Annotated in this window: 13 protein-coding genes and 2 pseudogenes; 4 read left to right on the forward strand and 11 right to left on the reverse strand. The window is 65.1% G+C overall.

Annotated elements, in window-relative coordinates:
* The first annotated feature begins 94 nt into the window (after nt 1-94).
* Nucleotides 95-301 (forward strand): hypothetical protein, encoded by a 207-nt coding sequence (locus ACP7AU_RS14430; RefSeq protein ID WP_426051863.1) that lies wholly within the window; start codon nt 95-97, stop codon nt 299-301.
* 403 nt (nt 302-704) lie between these two features.
* Here the strand turns inward: ACP7AU_RS14430 and ACP7AU_RS14435 are convergent, their stop codons facing one another.
* Nucleotides 705-2465, reverse strand: a complete 1761-nt coding sequence (locus ACP7AU_RS14435; protein WP_426051852.1) for a hypothetical protein — start codon at nt 2463-2465, stop codon at nt 705-707.
* Between the two features lie 491 nt (nt 2466-2956).
* On the opposite strand from ACP7AU_RS14435, the gene ACP7AU_RS14440 reads away from it, so the two are divergent.
* A complete protein-coding gene (locus ACP7AU_RS14440; RefSeq protein WP_426051853.1) occupies nt 2957-6799 on the forward strand; it encodes a LamG-like jellyroll fold domain-containing protein in 3843 nt (1280 codons plus the stop codon).
* Here ACP7AU_RS14440 and ACP7AU_RS14445 read toward each other — a convergent pair whose 3' ends face one another.
* The 6 genes from ACP7AU_RS14445 to ACP7AU_RS14470 form a co-directional block, all read right to left on the reverse strand.
* Entirely contained in the window at nt 6800-8428 is a 1629-nt protein-coding gene (locus tag ACP7AU_RS14445) for a pectate lyase (protein ID WP_426051854.1), read from the reverse strand.
* Between the two features lie 25 nt (nt 8429-8453).
* Nucleotides 8454-9596, reverse strand: a complete 1143-nt coding sequence (locus ACP7AU_RS14450) for an alpha/beta hydrolase (protein ID WP_426051855.1) — start codon at nt 9594-9596, stop codon at nt 8454-8456.
* On the reverse strand, nt 9593-10861 hold the full coding sequence (dctA, locus tag ACP7AU_RS14455; protein WP_426051862.1) for a C4-dicarboxylate transporter DctA: 1269 nt from the start codon (nt 10859-10861) through the stop codon (nt 9593-9595). Before dctA ends, ACP7AU_RS14450 begins: the two co-directional genes overlap by 4 nt.
* A 26-nt stretch (nt 10862-10887) precedes the next feature.
* Complete coding sequence (locus ACP7AU_RS14460) at nt 10888-12081, reverse strand: mandelate racemase/muconate lactonizing enzyme family protein (RefSeq protein ID WP_426051856.1); 1194 nt, start codon at nt 12079-12081, stop codon at nt 10888-10890.
* 90 nt (nt 12082-12171) lie between these two features.
* Nucleotides 12172-13263, reverse strand: a complete 1092-nt coding sequence (locus ACP7AU_RS14465; RefSeq protein ID WP_426051857.1) for a YncE family protein — start codon at nt 13261-13263, stop codon at nt 12172-12174.
* 118 nt (nt 13264-13381) lie between these two features.
* Nucleotides 13382-16219, reverse strand: a complete 2838-nt coding sequence (locus tag ACP7AU_RS14470; protein WP_426039811.1) for a TonB-dependent receptor — start codon at nt 16217-16219, stop codon at nt 13382-13384.
* A 200-nt stretch (nt 16220-16419) separates the two neighbouring features.
* Here ACP7AU_RS14470 and ACP7AU_RS14475 point away from each other — a divergent pair, with 200 nt between their 5' ends.
* Both ACP7AU_RS14475 and ACP7AU_RS14480 read left to right on the forward strand, forming a co-directional pair.
* Complete coding sequence (locus ACP7AU_RS14475) at nt 16420-17370, forward strand: LysR family transcriptional regulator (RefSeq protein ID WP_426051858.1); 951 nt, start codon at nt 16420-16422, stop codon at nt 17368-17370.
* A 697-nt stretch (nt 17371-18067) separates the two neighbouring features.
* Nucleotides 18068-18244: a hypothetical protein gene (locus tag ACP7AU_RS14480; RefSeq protein WP_426051859.1), complete on the forward strand. Its 177-nt coding sequence runs from the start codon at nt 18068-18070 to the stop codon at nt 18242-18244.
* A 183-nt stretch (nt 18245-18427) separates the two neighbouring features.
* Here the strand turns inward: ACP7AU_RS14480 and ACP7AU_RS14485 are convergent.
* From ACP7AU_RS14485 to ACP7AU_RS14500, 4 genes and pseudogenes are all read right to left on the reverse strand, one after another.
* A pseudogene (locus ACP7AU_RS14485) lies at nt 18428-18619 on the reverse strand (transposase); the annotation flags it as partial.
* A gap of 448 nt (nt 18620-19067) precedes the next feature.
* Entirely contained in the window at nt 19068-19661 is a 594-nt protein-coding gene (locus ACP7AU_RS14490; RefSeq protein WP_426051860.1) for a mobile mystery protein B, read from the reverse strand.
* Nucleotides 19658-20119 (reverse strand): mobile mystery protein A, encoded by a 462-nt coding sequence (locus ACP7AU_RS14495; protein WP_426051861.1) that lies wholly within the window; start codon nt 20117-20119, stop codon nt 19658-19660. The genes ACP7AU_RS14490 and ACP7AU_RS14495 overlap by 4 nt, the downstream gene beginning before the upstream one ends.
* A gap of 248 nt (nt 20120-20367) precedes the next feature.
* Nucleotides 20368-20485: pseudogene (locus ACP7AU_RS14500) on the reverse strand (IS5/IS1182 family transposase); the annotation flags it as partial.

The raw sequence follows: 20485 nt of genomic DNA on the forward strand, positions 1-20485 counted from the left end.
CTGGTCGAGCGCTGCCGGTGCTTGGCCGCCAATACCTTCGCGATCTATATCAAGAGCCGGCCGGGAAGAGGGTGCCTTCATCGAGGACATCGTCGTGCGCGACCTCGAGGTCCGCGACGCCGACTACGGCTTCCTGCGCATCAACATCCTGGACAGCGGCAAGCAGGATCAGTTTCCCGTCGGGGGCCTCGACGGCATCCCGACCGTGCGCAATTTCACCTTAGAAAGCATCCACGTCGTCGATGTGCCGATCCTGGTCGAGGCCTACCGTTCCATCCTGACAATCCGCTGGACGGCTTGACTATGCTCGGGATCACGGGGACGTCGGGCAAGGGGAAGAGCCTGGCCAACACCCGCAGCGCCACTCTTTAGGGCATCGACGGTAGCGTGTTCCGAAGGTGGCGCTGGACAATGTCACAGGCTGGGGGGCCGGAGGGCGCCGCGAGACTGGCGCCAATCGAGCGTCCGGCGGAGGTCGTCACCGCCGATCCGCCCTACCGCTTCGGCCTGGCGTCAAGTCTTCCAAATTAGAATATCTGCAACCCGGCGTGGACGCGAGTCCAGTGAATAGAAAGGGTGAGCGCCGCGCGAAGCGGCGCTCACCACCGCAGTCTCGGGAGGAGGCGAGGCTGAGACAGCCCCGGTGCGGTATCTAGTAGGTGTAATCTGGACTTCGGCAGCGAGGCTTGCGCCCCGCCCTGCGCTCACATCGGTTCCGGCGCTCCCTGATCCCAAGGGAAGTCGAGTGTCGGGCGATAGGCGTAGCGTTCCAGGCCGATGGTCAGCGTCTCGCTGGAGCCAGGCGTCAGACGTACGGTGAATGCCCGTCCGTTGCACGGCGTCGCTCCGGCGCGCGTGCGAATGGAGTTGCACTGGTGCTCGCCATACGCACCGAGCTGGACTGTGACCGTGCGGGTCGTCAGCGGGCTGGTGTTGACCAAGGTCAGGACGACCGAGTTCGCCTCGATCTTTTCGACAAGGGCGGCGACATCCGGCGGTAGGCCAGCGCGGCGCGCAACGGGATCGAAATGGCGAACCTGGGTGTGCAGAGGCAAGGGGCCGTGGCCCGAGCCGCCGGGATCGGCGCCGCCCAGGGTCAGGTTGACCAGGGCTTCGGTCGCGACCGGATTGGACCGTTCCCACCGCGTGATCCCGGTCGGATATTGCAGGGTGGTGTCGTCGTCGTGGATACGCTGGCCGGCCTCGCGAACCTCCTCCAGCGCCTCCTGCAGCGCCGTCAGCGGATAGTCGGGCTGATCGCCTTCGAGGTAGCCGATCCAGCCAGTCTTGGGCAGGCGCGCCAGGTCGTGGTCCTGCAGGCCCCAGATGTAGATATCGGTCTCGCCCCGACGCCGATTGCCCAGCCCGGGCGAGCGGCCGTTGACGTCGACATAGCCGTACCAGCCCTGATCACCGTAGTAGTGCGGGATCTCGACATGGCCGTCGACGACGCGCTGCTCGGCGTAGAGATTGTCGAGTTGGCGACGCAGCACGCCGGTGTAGGACTGGTCGCCGGTCAGCAGGAGAGCGTCACCGAAGGCCTCGGGCGGCCCCCGGAAGACATAGTTGCGGACGCCCTCGTCGGGCGAGTTCCAGCCGAAGACGCCGCCATACCATTTGCCGCCCCACTCTCCGCCGATCTTGCCGTCCAGGCCGATGTTAGAGGGGATGTTGCCGCCGTTCTGGTCGATCCGTTCCTTCCAGGCGTCGACGTACTCCAGCACCCAGTCGCGATACTTTTCGTCGCCCGTCACCAGATAGGCGTGAAAGGCCAGGTTAGTGCTGTTCAGGTTCAGCGGGTGATCGCCGACGATATTACCAGAGTTCAAGAAGCGGGTACGACGACCGGGCGCACCGCCGGGAATCTCCGGACCGTCCCAGTCAGTCGCGTTCGGAGGCGTCATGCGCGGGCCACGGCTGCCGTTGAACAGGCTGCGGATGATGTGGTGCTGGTCGTCGTAGTTCGGCGCCGTCGAATCCTCGTTCATGTAGAGGCCGGCGAAACGACGCAGCCGGATCGCATAGCGTGGATCGTCCGGCCGGCTGAGGCCGTAGAAGTAAAAGCCGGCCATGCCTTCTGAGATATGTTCCCAGTCGAACTGGGGCATGAACTCGCGGTAGTAGATTCCCTCCGACACCGAGGCGACTTCCGGCACCCAAGCGCGGGAATACTGGTCCAGGTGGTTCTCCCAGACGGTCGACCACGCCTCGATGATCGCATCGTCGCCGCCCAAGGCGTGGGCGATGGGCCAATTACGGATGGGCTCGACGGCGTCGTCGGCGCCGTCGGTAATGCCGTAATGCTCCAGGCCGCGCGTATAGCCGCGTCCGTCGACGAAGGCGGCCAGAAAGGCCTGAACCCCTTCGGCGTTGGCCGCGATCACCGCACGCTCGGCCAGGGCCCAGGCGGGGATCGGAGCGGGCGCGTCTACCAGGATGGTCGGCGAGGCGGGAACGGTGAACACAATCACTCGCGTCGGTTCATTGGTCTGCGCTTGGGCGGTCGATGCGATAGTGCAGAGCGCTAGCGCTGCGCAACCGGCTCTCAAGGCGATTGAGCCAAGGTGGAGCCCGATTGAAATCCGCATGCGTTGGTCCAAACTTTCCCGATCGATCAAAGCGCTCGTCGGGCGATCGGCGGCCTGCATTTGACCGCCGCAATTACCTTGCCGCGCTCTCATGATCTATCGGTTGCGCAGCCCTAGTTTGGCGTGTCGGTTTGCCCGCGTCGAACTCCGAATACGCATATCGCCATGCCAACAAGACATCACCGCGCCCGACTTGACGGCCCGCGAAAGAGGGCGGACAGTTGGCCGGAAACCGGTGTCAATGTCGGTTGCCTATCGCGCCAGGATCGCTCCGAAACGATAGGTCAGGCTGCAACAAAAGTTATCTACGGGCACGGCGGCGTAAGATTTGCCGGCCTTCATAAGGGAGGATTTCAGGAGCTCGGGACATGATTTCCTATCGCACGCTGGCGGCTGCCGCCGGCCTGTTCATCGCCACATCCGCAGCGGCTCAGACGGAAGGCGCAACCGCCCCTGACGGCCGTCTGTTCCACGCCCCGCTCGACACCGGCTACGTCGCGGCTCAGGCGGCGGGCCTTGCCGTTCCTGTCTTCGTCGACCAGGTCACGATCGTCCCTGATGGCGTGGCCGGCGGCGCAGCTCGGGGGGGCGACAACGGCGTCATGGCCTGGAGCGCGCCCGGAAATCTGTATGCCCAGCGCGGGACCTTGTCCTTTTTCTGGCGTTCGCATCAGCCCATTGGCCGCCGGCAGTTCGTGATCTTCCGCGCCGGCTATCCGGATCACACCAGTTGGGACATGACCTTCCTAAGGCTGGACTGGAACGGTCACGGCTTCGACGCCTTCGTCACCGACGCCAACCTGTCGCGCGTGCGGGTGTCGTTCGACGCCCCGGCGCCCGACGTCGAGGCCTGGACCCATTTCGCCCTCGCCTGGGACGAGACCAAGGGCCTGACCCTCTATGTCGATGGCAAGCCGGCGGCGAAGACCGAAAAGACGGCCGTCCTCGACAACGGCCTCTACGCCTTCGGTCAGGCCGGGCGGATAATCTCGGGTTATCAGGTCCAGAACGCCTATGACTGGCAGCGCGGTGGCGATGTAGACGAAGTCTCGACCTTCGACCGCATGCTGACCGACGCCGACGTTGCGGCCCTAGCCGAACGCCGCCAGCCCGCCGAGGCTCCTGTCCACGACGTGAATGACGCAGCAGTCCGCGAGGCCTGGAACCTGCGCTACGGCTTCAACCGCCCGAACGATCCCCCGCCCTATCTGGCGGCGCCCTCGACCATGCTGCGGGTGGTCCGTGCGACCGAAGCCCGCGACCTCAACGAACTGTTCTCCAAAGGCGACGACGGCCTGCGCGAGAGCACCTGGCCCGGCGTCTACAACCGCTCGCGCCTGCCGGGTCGGACCGACTATTTCATCCTCCCTGACTGGAACGTCTACGAGACCGGCGGCCGCGCGTTGACGCTCTCCATGCCGGACCAGCCGTGGAACCGCATCGAGATCCAGGGCGCCGCCGACGGAACCCTGACCCACATCGGCGTCGCCGGCGAGACCCGCATCGGCACCCGCGCCCAGGGCCAGGAACGGACCACCCTCCAGCTGACGAACGAGGCGACCGGCGGCGCTATCCGCTTCGATAACCGCCTGCCCGAAACCCCCATCCGCGAGATCGGCGTCTACGACGTCCGACCCGCCGACCCTCCCGCCGGATCGTCCAGCCTATCCTACGTCGTGCGCTCCGGTGCCCCGCCGACCTATCCGACCTTGTCGGAACTGACCGGCTATATCGCCGGACGTTTCACGGCGGACGAGCGCGCGACCGTCGTCGCCCTGCCCGCAGGCGCGCCCCAGACCACACGACCTGCCGCCACGACTCCGTCGATGCCGCTGGTCCACGTCCTGATCCCCGCCGACTTCCGGGATATCCGCCCGGGCGGCGCCCCCGCCCGGTTCAGCTACGGCTGGGACAATATGCGCGACGGCCTTGACGGCATCGCCCTGAGCATCCCGGCCCTGACCGCCACCCCAACGCACGGCGACCTGATCCCGCTGAACATCCGGATCAAGGACCCGCTCTGGCCCGACCGCGACCTCTTGGACATCAACGTCTCGGTGAAGGCCGGCGAGGCCCGCACCCTGTGGCTGGACACCCGCGATCGCATCCTGCCCAACGACCGCAGCCTCTACATGACCGTCGCCTCAGCCAGTCCGGACTTCGGCGCGGCCTCGCTGGACGGCATGGGCGTGCGCCTGGTCTTCAAGCCGCGGGCCGAGGCCGCCGTCGAACACGTCGCCGACCGGGAGCGGCAGGTCAGCGCCAATGCCGCCTGGTTCGTGGAGGAACAGCCTAACAACCGGCTGCTGCCCGTATACGAGCGGTTCGACCGCGACATCGCCGACCTGCTGCGCGTCGATCCCGACAATGTCGTAGGTCGTTTGTACTGGGCCGAACAGAACCCAGAACAGCCCTATCCGTCCTTCGCCCAGGCCGAACCCATCCCGGGCATTCCGCTCTGGGCCCAGCGCCAAATCGAGGACCTGCGTCAGGTCGAGCATTTCGTGAACTGGTGGATCGACCATCGTCAGATCAACGGCGAGTTCGGCGGCGGCCTGTCCGACGATTCCGACCTGCTGAACCAGTGGCCGGGGCTGGCTCTGATGGGAGCCGACCCCGACAAGATCCGCGACAGCCAGGCCGCCGCGCTGGACGCCATCTACCGCTCGGACATGATGACGAATGGCCTGAACACCATCCGCGCCGACGAACTGCATTCCTATGAGGAAGGCATCAACACGGTCGCCCAATACGCCCAGCTGAACTGGGGCAGTCCGCGCGCGATCGAGCAACTGATGGCCACCGCGCGCCGCTATGGCGACCTGACCGAGGTCAACCCGGCTGGACACCGCCACTTCGTCTCCAACTCCTTCGCCAGTGACGACATGTGGCGCGACGGCCCGTGGCAACGGCAGAAGGGGAACAACTTCCTCATTTTCCAGCCGGGCATCCTTCTGGTCCAGTGGAACGGAAATCCGACGACGCGGGACCTGATCCTGCAGACCGCCGACGGTTTCATGGCTCACGGGGTCGCTACGGCCGATGGCTCCGGCGTGAACCTGCCTTCCCAGATCGACTGGCCGACGGACCAGGTGTTCGGGGCCAGCGGGTTCAGCAGCGGAGCGGGCGGCGCGGGTCTTGGCGGTTCAACCTCAACCTTCCTAGCCGCCTACCGCTGGACCGGCGACGCCAGATACCTCGCGCCCCTGATGCCCGGGGGAATCGCCGGCATGGCCGCCCTGGGCCCGGACATGATGTCGGAGCTCGACAAGTCGGGCGAATGGGGTCCAGGCATGATCGCCATGGCCGAGGCGGCCAGCACTGGTTCCACGACCGGCGCCACCGGCGCGCGCCTTGCCACGCCCCTGGCGTTGTCGCGCTTCGGTGCCTGGCAGATCACCGGCGACACCCGCTTCCTCGCCCAGCTCTACGAGGACGAAATCCAGTCCTCGACCCAGCGCATGCGACTGATGACCACTGACGAATGGTGGACGGATCGCGTCACCGTGCCCAGCGAGATGCTCCAGCGGTCCCGCCTTGGCGGCGTGGCCTCCCGTCGCGGCCAGACGATGCCGGGCCATGTCATCACCTGGCGGTTCGGTGAGGGCGACAGCGCCGATAGCGTCGCCATCCTTGTCTCCGGCGCGACCCGCACCGGCTTCAAGGTCATCGCCTACAACCTCGAGGAACACCCTGTGCAAGCAACCCTGCGCGGGGCGGAGGTCACCCCCGGCCAATGGCGCGTCACGCAAGGCATCGACGCCGACAACGACGGCTCCGCCGACGCTACGCAATCGAGCGACATGACCTTCGAGCCCGACGCCGAGGTCGCCCTGACCCTCGCCCCGCGCCAGGCGACGGTGCTGGAGTTCTCGCTGACCGAAGCGGGTGCCCCGATGAGCAGCCGTCCCGACGTCGGCCTCGATCCGTCGGATGTCCGCATCAACGGACGCCGCGCGGAGGTCACGGTCCACAGCCTCGGCGGCGTCGACGCTCCGGCCGGCGAGGTGATCGTCGAGACTGCCGACGGCCGCGTCGTGGGTCGTCAGGCCTTTGCGGCCCTGCCCGCTCCCGCCGACCTTCTGCCCAAGACCACGACCGTCCGCGTCGCCCTAACTTCGGGTTCGACGAGCGGCCTTCGCGTGCGTCTGGTTCTGGCGGGTGACCCGGCCGAGATCAACTGGTGGAACAACGTGGTGGCCCTGCCCTGATCAGGCGGGGCCCAGCGCCTCGATTAGCTCGCCCATGTTGTGGATGTAGACCCCGGTCGAAATCCCCTCCTGGGGAAAGTCGGTCAGCCAGGGCGAGGTGTCCGACGCATCGCCCACCCGGGTGATGCGGAACTCGCCCAGGGCCACCGTCCCGGTCGAGTCGGCGACATAGGGATTGCTGGTCGATGCCAGCAACGACGGCCAGTACCCCTCGGCGTTCAGCTCGGCGACAAGTGTGTCGACCCGTTCCGCCGAAGTTCGAGACGCGGTGGCGCGCAGGCTCCCGCTGTTCAAGTCCGACACCCGCCTTGCCTGCGTCGTAAAATACCGGGGCAAGGCCACCGCGCCCGGCTCGGCCAGAAGGGCCGACCCTGCGCTGGCCTGCGCCGACGTCTTGGCCGCCAGCTCCGCATATCGCGCCCGCAAACCGGCCACATCGATGCTGCGCAGGCCCCCCGTATGCACGACGATGTCGCGCGGATCCTTGTTCACATAGTATTCGCCGTTGGCCACGTTAGAGCCGCGCCGATGCACCCACAGCGGCTCGTTGGTGCCGATCTCGACATAGGTCGAATGCTTCTTGCCGTCGCGCCACAGCAACTCAGGCAGGGTCACGGCCTCCAACCAGTCGATCCCCTCCTCCACTCGCGCCAGATATTTCCGCTCGCCCGTCAGGACATAGAAATCCATCAGCTGGTCGAGATTGCCCGCCGTCCCGTGGGTCGCCAGCGCACGCGGCTCATAGGAGCGGGCGCCGGCCGGCTCCAGGTCGCCGACCTCGTACTGCATGGCCCAGCCCGGCTGCGGCGACGGCTGCTGGGTGGCGATGAAACAATCCATCGCGCGCCGGATCGGATCTAGGAACCGTCGCTCGCCCAAGCTCTGGTAGCAGAAGGTCAGGAACTTGATGTTCTCGGCAGAAACGTCGTCGTTGAAGGTGATGTAGCCGCTGTAGTCGGCATTGCCGTGCAGCCCGCCGTCCGGCACACGCGGATACCTCTGGGGCCAGCCGCCGCTCGGATACTGGCTCTCCAGGACGAAGCCGATCGCCTTGTCCAGCGGTCCCCGATAGCGGGCGTCCCGCTTCTCCAGCCAGATGCGTAGCATGAAGTTGGCGGCATCCTGCGTCGTCACGTCATCGAAGGTGGCGTTGGGATAGTGGTGCTGGAATTCCTCCATCCGCCACGCGTTCTTGCCAAAGGTGTCGTACCACCGGTCAAGCGACGCCTCGCCGGCCGTGTCGATGACGTAGTTCCACCCCCCGCTCGGCAACTGCCCCCTCACCAGGGCGTCGGCGACTCGCGTCGCGGAGGCGTAGTAATCCTCGTCGCCCGTGGCGTGATAGGCGTCCAGGAACAGGTTCCCCATCGTCGCCGTGCCGGGCGGCTGGACCCAGATCATCGTCGGAGAGGCCTCCAGCTCGCCCCAGCGCCGCGATAGGTCGGGCGTATAGGACCAGACATAGCCGTCACCGACCGCGACCGTATCGGTCATGAACCGCGTCGCCCGCTTCATTGTCGCCAGGATGGCGGACCGGTCGGCGGCGCGCGCCAGACCCGGCGCAGCGCCCATCAACCCGGTTGCGGCGGCGGTCAGCAGCAGGCCTCTGCGGGACAGGTTCGGGATCATCTCGACTCCTTGGAACGCGGAACGGCTACTGCAGCACCGGCTCGCCGTCGGGCCGCTGCGCGGCCTCCAGCCAGTCGGCGATCCGGCCGCTGATGGCGGCGCTGTTCTTCTCCAGCATGACCATGTGGCCGTTGCCGTGAAGGCCCCAATCCTCCATCCGGACGAACTCGGTCTGCACCCCGGCCTGGCTCAGGTAGGCGGCAGTACAGTGGTCGTAGCCGGCGTGGTAAGAGGCCTCCGCCGTCAGGACCAGGACCGGCGCCGGCGCCAGATGGGCCAGCCGACGCGGCGTCCCGCCCTGCAACCAGCAGCCGGTCAGCTCCGGGTTCTCCGACGGCTCCCACACCCGCACCAGATCGGCGGGATTGTTCAGCGCGGGCTCATAGGTCAGGGGCGTGACGGTCAGGCCATAGGGTTTGCTGACCGCCTCCGGATCGCCGTCGCCCCACGGACGCGGCGCGCTGGCGAACGGCGGCCCGCTTGGCTCCACCGCCACGATAGCCCGCACCAGTTTCGGCCTCAGCTCGCCGATTCCCCAGCCGAAGGGGCCGGATTGGGAATGGGTCACGACCACCGCCGGACCGATGCGGTCCAACAGGGCCGCGCCTGCCTCCGCGACCAGCACCGCCGACACCGATCCCGAGACGTATCCGACCTGCGAGGCGAAGAACTGGTCGAAGGCCGGGTCGCCCGGAAGTCCAGTCCCCGGCCACTGGCTGTGCCTCACCGCCTGTGGCCAGCCATAGGCCATGCCGGGCGCCGCCTCGAACGTCTCGGGTGCCGTGAACCTCTGTTCCAGCACCAGCGGTCCCTGCCGCTCAGCGGGACCATAAGCGACGTCATAGCCCGACGCGCCCCGCCCCGGCTGATCCATCAGATAGACCGTGAAGCCCCGGCGTAAAAAGTCCATCGCCCAGCCCTCGCGCCCGTCCGGCGTTCCGAGGAAGTTCGCGATCGTCTGCCCCTGCCCCGGAACGAAGACGAGCGGCGTCGCATGGAGCGCATGGCGCGGCGTCAGCTTCAGGACGTGGGCCTGACCCGTCATCCGGCTCTGGTCGGCGTTGTAGCTCCCGCCGGCGAACAGGACGTCGATCCGCGCAGGCCCCTGAGCCGCGCAGCTCGACAGCAGCGCGGCCGCCAGACCCAGCCCGGCCAGCGCCCGTTTCACGGCGCGACCGCCGCAGCGGGCTCGCCGTTCAAGGCGGCATCGGCCCTGTCCTTGTCCAGCGCGCCCTCCCACTTGGCCACGGCGACTGTCGCCACCGCATTGCCGATCAAGTTGGTCACCGCCCTCGCCTCGTTGAGGAACCGATCTACCCCCAGCAGCAGCACCAGCCCCACCAGCGGCACCGTCCCCACCGACGACAGGGTCGAAGCCAGGGCGATGAACCCGGCCCCCGCCACCCCCGCCGACCCCTTGGATGTCAGCAGCAGCAGCCCGAGGATCAGCAGCTGGTCCATCAGGTCGAGCGGCGTGTTCGTCGCCTGGGCCACGAAGATCGCACCCATGGTCAGATAGATGCAGGTCCCGTCAGCGTTGAACGTATAGCCGGCCGGCAGGACCAGCCCGACGACCGTCTTCTCGACCCCCATTCGCTCCAGCTTCTCGACCATTCGCGGCAGGACCGCCTCGGTCGAACAGGTGCCCAGCACCACGAGGATCTCCTCGCGGAAGTAGCGCAGGAACTTCAGCAACGGGAACCCGGCCCACCGCAGCACCCCGCCCAACACCACCACGATGAAAAGGCCCGTCGTGACATAGAGGGCGATCAGCAGCCGACCCAGCGAGAGGAGGCTGTCCAGCCCGTACTGCCCCACGGTGAAGGCAATCCCCGCTCCCGCCCCGATCGGCGCCAGTCGCATGACCATGGCGACGATCTTGAATAGCATCTCCATGGCGCGGTCTGCGCCGTCGAGCAGAGGCTTCGCCCGCTCGCCCATCTGGGTAAGGGCGACCCCGCCCAGCACGGCCAGCAGCACGACCTGCAGCATCTTTCCCTCGACGAAGGCACCGAGGAAAGCGTTCGGAATGATGTCGAGCAGGAAGCCCGTCAGGCTGTTGTCATGGGCCACCGCCGCATATGTCTCAATTGACGAGGCATCGAGGCTGGCGACATCGACGTTCATGCCGACGCCGGGCTTTACCAGATTGACGACTACCAGGCCGATAGTGAGGGCCAGTGTCGAGGCGATCTCGAAGTAGATCAGGGCCCGCGCGCCGATCCGCCCGACCTCCTTCAGGTTGGCCATCCGGGCGATCCCCAAGGCCACCGTACCGAAGATCACTGGCGCCAGCATCATCTTCACCAGCTTGATGAAGGCGTCGGCGAACGGCTTCATCGCTGCCCCGATCTCGGGCCAGAGCACGCCCAGCAGGATGCCTAGCACCATCCCGACCAGAACCTGGACGTATAGGGGCTTCAGCCAGCGCAGCCAGGGCGCGTTCAAAGGTGGACCATTCAGGCGACCGAAAGCCGCGTCGTCGCCGGCTCGCCCAATTCGCGCATCACGGCATAGAGCGCCGACTTGGCCTCGAAGCCGACACCGGGCACGTCGGGCAGGCCGACGTAGCCGTCCTCGACCGCGATGTTGTCGGCGAACCCGCCGAACGGCTGGAACACGTCCGGATATGATTCATTGCCCCCAAGGTGCAGGCCGGCAGCGATGTTCAGCGACATCTGGTGTCCCCCGTGCGGAACGATCCGCCGCGACGACCAGCCCTGTTCGGCCAGCACGTCCAGCGTCCGCAGATACTCCACCAGACCATAGGACAGGGCGCAGTCGAACTGCAGGAAATCTCGATCCGGCCGCATGCTGCCGTACAGCAGCAGGTTACGCGCGTCCTGGTGCGAGAACAGGTTCTCGCCGGTCGCCATCGGCAGGTCGTAGTGATTGGCCAACTCGGCCTGCAGCGCATAGTCCAGCGGGTCGCCCGCCTCTTCGTACCAGAACAGGCCGTAGGGCTTCAGCGCCTCGGCATAGGCGATGGCCGTCCCGACATCGAACCGACCGTTGGCGTCCACCGCCAGCCGGTCGCCCGATCCGACGACCTCCAGAACCGCCTCGATACGACGCAGGTCTTCGGCCAGCGGGGCCCCTCCGATCTTCATCTTCACGACCCGATAGCCACGATCGACATAGGACTGCATCTCGGCCTTGAGCCGGGTGTCGTCCTTGCCCGGGTAATAGTAGCCGCCCGCCGCATAGACCCAGACCCTCTCGTCGGCGACGCCGCTGCGATAGCGATCGGCCAGCAGCCGATACAGGGGGCGTTCGGCGATCTTGGCGACCGCGTCCCACACCGCCATGTCCAGCGTCCCCACGGCGACGGAGCGCTCGCCGTGCCCGCCCGGCTTCTCGTTCGACATAAGGGTCTTCCAGATGGCGAAGGGGTCGAGGTTGTCGTTTTGCTGATCGATCAGACTGTCGGGCTTGGCTTCCAGCAGGCGCGGCAGGAACCGCTCGCGCATCAGGGCGCCCTGGCCATAGCGGCCGTTGGAGTTGAAGCCGTAGCCCACGACCGGGCGTCCATCGCGGATCACATCGGTGACCACGGCGACGACCGAACAGGTCATCTTCGAAAAGTCGATGTAGGCGTTGGCGATGGGCGAGGCGATCGAAACGGTCTGCTCGCGGATGTCTACTATGCGCATTGGGCCTCCAGATGGGCCAAGCGGTACGACAGCGATCGGTCAGGCCGCCAATGCTGTTGCGGAAGATGTCGATGCCCGGTCTGCATGGCGTCAGGGCTCCGCTGTTCGGATTCCGGCCGGTCCGGCGGGGGTCGGAATCTCACCGGCGCGTGTCAGTCGCCAGCCATCAAAATGGTAGACGTCGATGCGGTTGTCGGCCGCGCTCTGGGCCAGCAACGTATGTCCGTCGCTAGACCAGGCCAACCCCTGCCCCCAGGCCCCGGCGAGCGCCTCGGCGACCGGGATCAGGCGGCTGTCCTCGATGCGCCACACCTTGATCTGACCCTGCCGATGCCAGCGCGGCGAGGTCGGCGGCGCGTTCGACCCGTCATTGACGGTGGCGGCGACATAGCGACCGTCCGGCGACATCTTCACCCCTTCCGGCGTCAGCCCGGCTGCGACCACATCGACGACGCGCGGCTGGACCTCGCGGAGATCGATCAGCGCCAGGGTGTCCGTGTCGCGCCCGCCCCCGCCGATGTTGGCGCTGACCGCGAAGGTGCGGGGGCCGGTCGAGTCGATCTGGTAAGGCCGCAATCCGGGAGCCAGGGTCTGGGCCTCGACCGTCACCTCGGTGCCCGAGATAGTCAGCAGCGAGATCCTGTGATCGCCGTCGCGCGAGACCAGCGCCCTTCGTCCCTGATCGAAGAAGATCACATGCGCAGGCGAGGTCGTCGCCGGACCGATCGTGACCTTGCCCGCATCGGTCAGTACGCCGTCGGCGATGGTGAAGATCGACACCGTTCCCTCCGAACGGTTGGCGACGAGGGCCAGGGTCCCGGCGGGATTGATCGACACGCCCGAGGCTCCGGCGCCGGCATGCAGGGTCGCGGTCACGCGCGGCGGCGAGGACGTCAGGTCGATGACGGAGATCTGGTCGTCGGCAACTATGGTCGTCGGAGCCTCCGCCGGGATGCGGCGCGATGCGGTGACGAGGGCGAAGCTTTCATCCGGCGCCACGGCGACGCTGGCCGGCGGGCCGATCACGCTGGTGGGCAAGGCGACCATGCCGATCACGCGCGGGAAGGCACCGGACAGATCCAGCACCATGACTCCGTCTGGCGCGGGGTTGGCCGGGACCGTCTGCACGCCGTCGATCAGGACCTGCTTTCCGTCATGGGCGGAGACGGCGATCTGGGCCACGCACGGTACCGCCGAAACGGTCAGGGCGAGGATAAGAAAAAAGCGCGGGAGCCGCCGAAACGGCTCCCGCGCAAATGGACGATTTCGGAAGGAAGATCGTCTCATGGAGCTGGTTGGATCAATAGGTGTAACGCAGGCCGAGTGTGATCTCGCGGCCCGTGTGGTGATAGAACGAGCTGCGCTCGGCCACAGAGTCGTTGAACTGATCCTGATATTCATCCGTCAGATTGACCCCTTCCAAGGTGACACGGAAGTTGTCGTTGACCGTGTACTGGATGGAGGCGTCGACGTTCAGTGTTGCTTTGGTCCCATCCGCGTCAGTGCCGGCTTCCGACCCCGGGATGCGAGTCAGGTAGTCGTCGCGATAGGCGGCCGAGACGCGCGCACTCCAGCTGTCGTCCTCGTAATAAAGGGTGGCGTTGTAGGACGTCCGCGACAACCCGGTCAGATCGCGCGTGGCGACCACGGCGCCGGCGCCGTTCAGATACTCGATCGAGGAACTGACCGAAGTGTAGTTCAGCAGCAGGCCGGTATTGGACAGCAGCCCCGGCAGGAAGTGCAGCGGCTGCTGGTAGTTGATTTCGAACCCGTCCAGCGTGCCGCCCGGGGTGTTGGTCGGTGCAGTGAACGTCCACTGGGCCGAAGGGCTGCAGCCGTTGGTCGTGCCGCAGGCCGCGACGGCGACCGAGTCCGGCAGGCCGAAGGAGTTGCCGGTGAAGGTCGTGTTCGTCTGCAGCGACTGGACCAGGCTGTCGATGTCCTTTCGGAACAGGGCGACCGAGAGGAGCGAAGACGGCGCGAAATACCATTCCACGGCCAGGTCGTAGGCATTGGCCCGGAATGGATCAAGGTTGGGGTTGCCGGCGGTGACGCTGCGGCCCGCGCCGGAGACGCTGATCGTCGCGCCGGGGGTCAGGCTGCCCAAGTCGGGACGAGCCATGACCTTGGCGGCCCCGAAGCGCACCAGCAGGTTCTCGCGCGGCTCCAGCACCAGGTTCATCGACGGCAGGGTGTCCTCGTAGGACCGATCCGCGGTGATCGCGACCGGCTGGCCGCTGACGTAGGTGTAGCCGGAGGACGATTGCTCGGTTTTGACGTAGCGGACGCCAAAGTTGCCTCGGAACGGGATGCCGAAGACCTCGGTGTCAAAGTCGGCCTGGACGTAGCCGCCGGAGTCCTTTTCATCGACGCCGCGATTGTTGCCCAGCGAAGGCTCATTGCCGAGCCGGAACGCGCCATCGTAGGCCGCCTGGTCGTAAAGGCTGAGCACCGAGGCAGCCACAAAGGTGTTCGGGATAAGAACGTTCACACCACCCAGATTCACGATCTGCGAATACTGGCTGCGAGAAATCGCGGCCAGCGCCGCCGGCACGGTGGGCTCCCGGTTGGTAGATGTTCCGTTCGAACGACGGAGTTCCGTCGTTTCAAAAGAATAGGACTTGTAATTGATGCCGGCGGTCAGGGTAAAGATGCCGAGGTTCTCGTAGCGCCCGTCCAGCTGCGCCGCGTCGTAGGTATTGACCGCGGTCTGGGGCCGGATGCGGATCTGCGTCAGCACCCAGGCATTCGGATCCGTCAGCGCCGCAGAACCATAGTTGATGGTCGGCAGGTTTCCGCCACGGTAGTCGTACGAGTAATTCTGGACGTTGAATTGGTCGAACTGAACCGTCGTCTGCAGGGGGTTGGAGAAGTCCGACTTCGAATGGCCGATCAGTCCCGACAGGAAGAAGTTGTCCGTGAACTGGTGTTCGCCCGTCAGGTTGATCTGGGTGAACTCGGTCTGCAGTTCGTCAAAGCGGTTCTCGACGCGCAGATCGACGTTATTGAACGTGCCCGCGATCATCGTGTTGTTGCTGTCGATGACCGACGAGACCACCTGGGTCTGGGCAATGCCGCAGGAGGTGGCCACGTTGGCCGCCGTACAGGCTCCGCCGACGCTGAATGACGGCGCTTCCAGATACTGCTCCTCGCGGCTGCCGGAGAAGTCGGCATAGAGGACGTCGAGGCCGAACGAGGTCCGGTCGGTCGGCTGCCACTGCAGCGACAGGGTCGAGCCGAGGCGCTCCTGCTCCTGCTTGAAGATGTCATAGCGCGGGAAGCGTGGGTGGAAGGCCGCATTGTTGGCCGCTTGCGCGGGGTTCACTGTCGTCGGAAGACCGGCGCCGTTCGGAAGGGCCGCGAAGCCGGGTGCGAAGGCGTTACCCGTCGCCCAGCGCACTGTCGACGCGCCTTCGTCGAGCAGGCTGCGCTCATTGTAGGCCACCGACAGCAGAGCGCCGAAGCGACCGAAGTCGCCTTCCCAGGTGTTCGCGATCATGGCGGCGCCACGCGGATTGGTCGATTTGGCCAGGTCGTTGTAGCCGACTTGGCTTGAGGCCACGAAGGTGAAGCCGCCGTAGTCAAACGGCCGCGCGGTGCGCAGATCGACTGTCGCGCCGAGCGAACCTTCTTCGGTCGTCGCCTCGGCCGTCTTGCGCACGGTGATCGAGTTGAACAGGTCCGAGGCGAAGATGTTGAAGTCGAAGGCGCGACCGCGATTCGTGCCGCCGCCGGCGTCCGAGCCGCTGGCGCTTGTCAGGGCTTCCATGCCGTTGATGCGCACGCGCGTGAACTGCGGACCAAGGCCACGAACGGAGATCTGACGACCTTCACCGCCGTCACGGGCCAGGGCCACGCCTGGGATGCGCTGGATTGATTCCGACAGGTTCAGGTCGGGGAATTTGCCGATGTCCTCGGCCAGGATGCTGTCGATCGCGCCTGCCTCTTCGCGCTTGGCGCTCAGCGCACGGACGAGGCTGGAGCGGAAGCCGGTGACGACGATCTCATCGACCTGGGTCGCGTCGTCCTGCGCGGTGGCCGGAGCGGTCTGGGCCATCGCCGACCCCGCGACGCCGAACGCGAGAACCGCCGCCGAAACGCCGCCCAGCCACAGGGTGCGAGTGTGCTGTGAAGTCATCTTGGTTTCTTCCCCGAGAATGGCCGAGCCCGCGAAACAGTCGGGAGACGGTCCTTATTGTTGCCCTGAGCTAGCGTAGTCGGGCGAAACACCGCCAATGCTGTTTGCCCGCGTCGCCATGCCGTTTCGGCATCGCGAGCCGGTCGCTAAGGGTGCAGACTGTCGGCTGGTCGACACCTTTTGCGACCGGGGTTTGATCCATGGAACTGATCTGGCTGGAAGACTTCCTAGCGCTGGCCGCCTTGGGGAATTTCTCGCGTGCGGCCGAGGCGCGCGGCGTCACCCAACCCGCCTTCAGCCGGCGCATCCGGGCGCTGGAAACCTGGCTCGGGGTCGAGCTGTTCGATCGCAGCGCGACGGGCGTGGAGCTGACCGCCGGCGGACAGATCTTCCGCCCCGGCGCCGAGGAGATCGTTCGTCGCGTCCGCCAGATCGCCCAGGAGGTCCGCGAAAGCGAACGCAAACTCGCCGCCACCCTGTCGTTCGCCGCGACCCACGCCCTGTCCTTCACCTTCTTCCCCGGCTGGATGCGCGATCTGGAAGTCGACGGCCCGCTGGGACCCCTGCGGCTTATCTCCGACAACATGCAGGCCTGTGAGACCCTGATGCTTCGCGGCGACGCCCAATTCCTGCTCTGCCACCACCGTACAGAGGCGCCCAGTCGGTTCAATCCAACCCACTTCCGCTCGGTCGTCATTGGCCAGGATGTGCTCCAGCCCTATTCCGCGCCCGACGCCGACGGCCGCCCCTTGTGGAGCCTCGACGACGACACGCCCAAGACACCCTACCTGGCCTACAATCCGGAATCGGGTCTTGGACGCATCCTGCACGCCACCGTCTTCTCCGAACGCCGAGTGCCTGCACTAGAAACGGTCTTCACTTCGCACCTCGCGGCGACCCTCCTGTCGATGGCGCGTGACGGCAGGGGCCTCTGTTGGTTACCTGAGGCGCTGGCCGCCGACGACTTCGCCGCCGGCCGTTTGGTCCCCGCGACAACAAAAATCGCCTGGTCGGCCTCACTCGACGTCCGCCTGTTCCGCCCCGCCAGTCGCCAGAGCGCGGCGGCCGAGACCTTCTGGTCGCGCATCCAGTCCCGCGTCAGCAAGACCGGCCACGGCCTCCAGGAGGGAACCAGGAACCAGGTCGCGTAGACACTATAGTCGCGACAGCGCTGCCAGGTTGGTCAAACGAAGTTAAAACGCATCTGCTCTCAGGGGTCGATATGAGACAGTGGCGTCGCGGAGGCGTAGCGGAGACGAGCCGGCATTTTGCGAACTGACGCTAACTCATTGATCTGCCTAAGTCGCATCCGAGGCGATCTTGCAGTTAAAACGTTGTCTTCCTGAGATAAAGTCCAGCTTCCCAAGCTTTCTGGCCCAGCACCGTAGTCCCCTGGAGCCCATCATCCGATGGACTTTCAGCCGTCTGTCATCGGTTGGGCCTTCCACGAGATCCTGCCCTACCCCGCAGCCATCTCATCCAGATCGGCCATAGTGCGTTTGTGCTGAACTACCCCATCAGTCGGTGTCGCCTCATCGAGATAGTTAGGCAAGTTTCCAGGCTGGCCCGATCAAGGCGCAGGCCACCAACACCGCTCCGCTGCCAGGGGCACCTCAAGCCGCTGGATGAGCGCCTGAAAGATGGTGCAATCTTGAGACTCGATTCTCCGAGACAGCATTGAATCGCTCTCGCCGAACCTACGTAAACAAGAACTCTGGAAGTCTATGGCCATCGCCCGGGTGCCAGCCGGACCGCAGAGCAGGTTCATCGGTGTAAGCATCGGATGTCGCCACTTTCGTCGTCGATGACGCCTTGGGTGAAGGTGAGCCGACGGATGGCCACTACCTGATGGCTACCAACGAGAATGTTCAGATCAGCGGAGTCATCTACGATGATGGCGAACTCGTCGGATATGGAGCCATCAGTTCAGTGAACATCCAAGTTCAGCCGAACAGCAGGGTAGAGATTCCTGGCTACCGGTTGATCGTGAAGCGCTGCGCAAACGTGGGCTGGGCCGCGCAGTAGGCGCGCCAGTTTATGTCCGTTACGAATGTCCCCGTTCCACTATCGCGCGTTCAACGCCTCACGCAGATTGATCTCCGCCTCTTGGGAGCCGACCCGGAACGTGTGGCCGATCGTCTCGCCGTTGAAGGCGTCAATGTGGATCGGGCGTCGAAATCGGGCTCTGACGCAGTTTTGGTGACGGGATCACGGTGTCGAGCCTATCAGCTTGGCCTGTAGGAGCTCGAGCTTTCTGCGGCCGTACATCTGGCGTTTGACGAGCTTGAGCTTGGTGATCTGACCCTCGGCTTGGCCGTTGGACCAACCAGAGGTGATCGCCGCGCGGACGGCGTTGATATCGCGGTCTATGCCGTTGGCGAAGGACGCCACGAGGCTGGGGCGACCACCCTCGATTCAGGCGCACAGGTCGCCCTCAGTCTTGCGACGGATCATCAGGTGGAAGGCGGCGATGATTTCCTACAGGCCAGGCTGGTAGGCTCGACACCGTGACCCCATCACCAAAACTGCGTCAGAGCCGAAATCGGACCCCATCGAGAGGCAGCCTAGGTGATTGAATTCGCTCTATAACAATACGTTGGCGCGCATGCTGACAGGCGTCTGTCGGGACCCCGTCTCACCCCGAAATATTAAGCTCATTCAATATATTGTTTCATATCGGGTGGGGTCCGCCTTCAACGCCGATCAACAAGTATGGACGCGGCCTACGACTTCGGTCTTGACGGCCCCAGGACAGCTTCAGGAGGTCTGAGGACCGTTCATGCCGAGCATGCTCCGCAGTTGGATCCGAGCACAATGGCTGCCGCTGCCTTCTCGACGCACGCCCCCTCTATGACCGCGCGAATGCCAGGAGGGGTTCGATATCATGAGCATCGGCGGCACGTAGGGCCATTACATATCTGCGGCGCGTTTCGGCTTCCTCGACGAGGTTGGCGCTCCCCCACGTGAAGCGCGGGATAGCCGGCTCGAGCGCCAGTAGATCGGCGGCAAGGCGGGCATGGCGGCCGTTGCCATTCGGGAATGGGTGGATCGAGACAAGCCGATGATGAAACCGCGCCATGATTTCGTCGGGTGAATACGTCTGATGCTGGATCCAGTAGCGAACATCGTTGAGGAGGCCGCGCAGTTCCGGCTCGATTTGCCAGCGATCGACGCCGATGTTGCGATCGGTCGTGCGATACTTGCCGGCCCATCGCCACACCTTCCCCAGCATCTCCTTGTGGAGGCGCTGGAGGAATGCCTCATCAAGGACGCCCCGCATTTTGCGCGCAAACGCCCAGCGATCCCCATTGTTGATGTTGATCTGCTCGGCTTCGTTCAACTCGCGCCGCGTCGTGATGTAGGTCGGGATCAGCCCTTCGCGCTCTTCCGGCGTAATGGGGGTGTTCGCGTCATCATCCGCATCGAAGAGCGGGTCACTCACGGCTCATCCCACAGGCGACGCGAGTTGGTGCGCACCAGGTCATCGATCAGGCGTTCGCGTTCACTGGCGAGATCCTCGGCGACAAGCGCCTGATTTTCCAGGCGCATCGTGTGATTGCCTCTCGCCAACTGCTTGTCAGCGATCAGATGCGCACGCCGGCGCATTGTGTCTTCAAGCGATGTGTTGGGCACAAGCGCGTAGACGACGCGGCAATCGAGCGCTTCAGCGGCCTGTTTCAGGGTGGCGAGCGAGACGGTTTCACCGATCTCGCTTTTCTCCAGCGCGGTGACACTCGATTGCGAGACCCCGATGCGCGCGGCTAGCTGGCGCGATGTCATATTAAGCGCATCCCGAATGGCGCGCACCCAACCGCGCGGTGGTCGTGCGAATGCATCTTTCGACTGCAGGAGCTTCAATCTCCTGTCCAGATGTTTGCGCGCTAAGGCGTCTGGCGACATTTGAGGTATCACGGCCTATCAATCAGGAGCGTTTTGATGGGTCGTAGCCGATCATATGTCAAGATTTTGAGTAATCACAGTAACTCATAATATGGAATTTTGATCAATCACGATCACTCAGGAGTGGCGTGCCTAGGGCTCTCGCGGGGATCATCACCCGCTATTGCGTCGTACAGCTTCTCGCCGCCCATCTTTCCAAGATGCATGATGTGGATCGGCGTCGAAATCGGACCCCATCGAGTGGCAGCCTAGGTGGTGTGGACAAAGTGTCTGATCCACAGTCGGATGGATGCGACGACGACGAAGCCGAGGAAGCTGTCGGCGGTCTTGTCGTATCGGGTAGCCAGTCGTCGGCTGTGTTTGAGC

The sequence above is a fragment of the Brevundimonas sp. SL161 genome (genome assembly GCF_049896985.1).
Lineage (GTDB): Bacteria > Pseudomonadota > Alphaproteobacteria > Caulobacterales > Caulobacteraceae > Brevundimonas.

Bases quoted from the DNA above. Each gene is read 5' to 3' on its own strand.
- ACP7AU_RS14440 (WP_426051853.1), top strand. From the start codon at position 2,957: ATGATTTCCTATCGCACGCTGGCGGCTGCCGCCGGCCTGTTCATCGCC.
- ACP7AU_RS14445 (WP_426051854.1), bottom strand. From the start codon at position 8,428: ATGATCCCGAACCTGTCCCGCAGAGGCCTGCTGCTGACCGCCGCCGCA.
- ACP7AU_RS14460 (WP_426051856.1), bottom strand. From the start codon at position 12,081: ATGCGCATAGTAGACATCCGCGAGCAGACCGTTTCGATCGCCTCGCCC.
- ACP7AU_RS14470 (WP_426039811.1), bottom strand. From the start codon at position 16,219: ATGACTTCACAGCACACTCGCACCCTGTGGCTGGGCGGCGTTTCGGCG.
- ACP7AU_RS14475 (WP_426051858.1), top strand. From the start codon at position 16,420: ATGGAACTGATCTGGCTGGAAGACTTCCTAGCGCTGGCCGCCTTGGGG.
- ACP7AU_RS14480 (WP_426051859.1), top strand. From the start codon at position 18,068: ATGGCTACCAACGAGAATGTTCAGATCAGCGGAGTCATCTACGATGAT.
- ACP7AU_RS14495 (WP_426051861.1), bottom strand. From the start codon at position 20,119: ATGTCGCCAGACGCCTTAGCGCGCAAACATCTGGACAGGAGATTGAAG.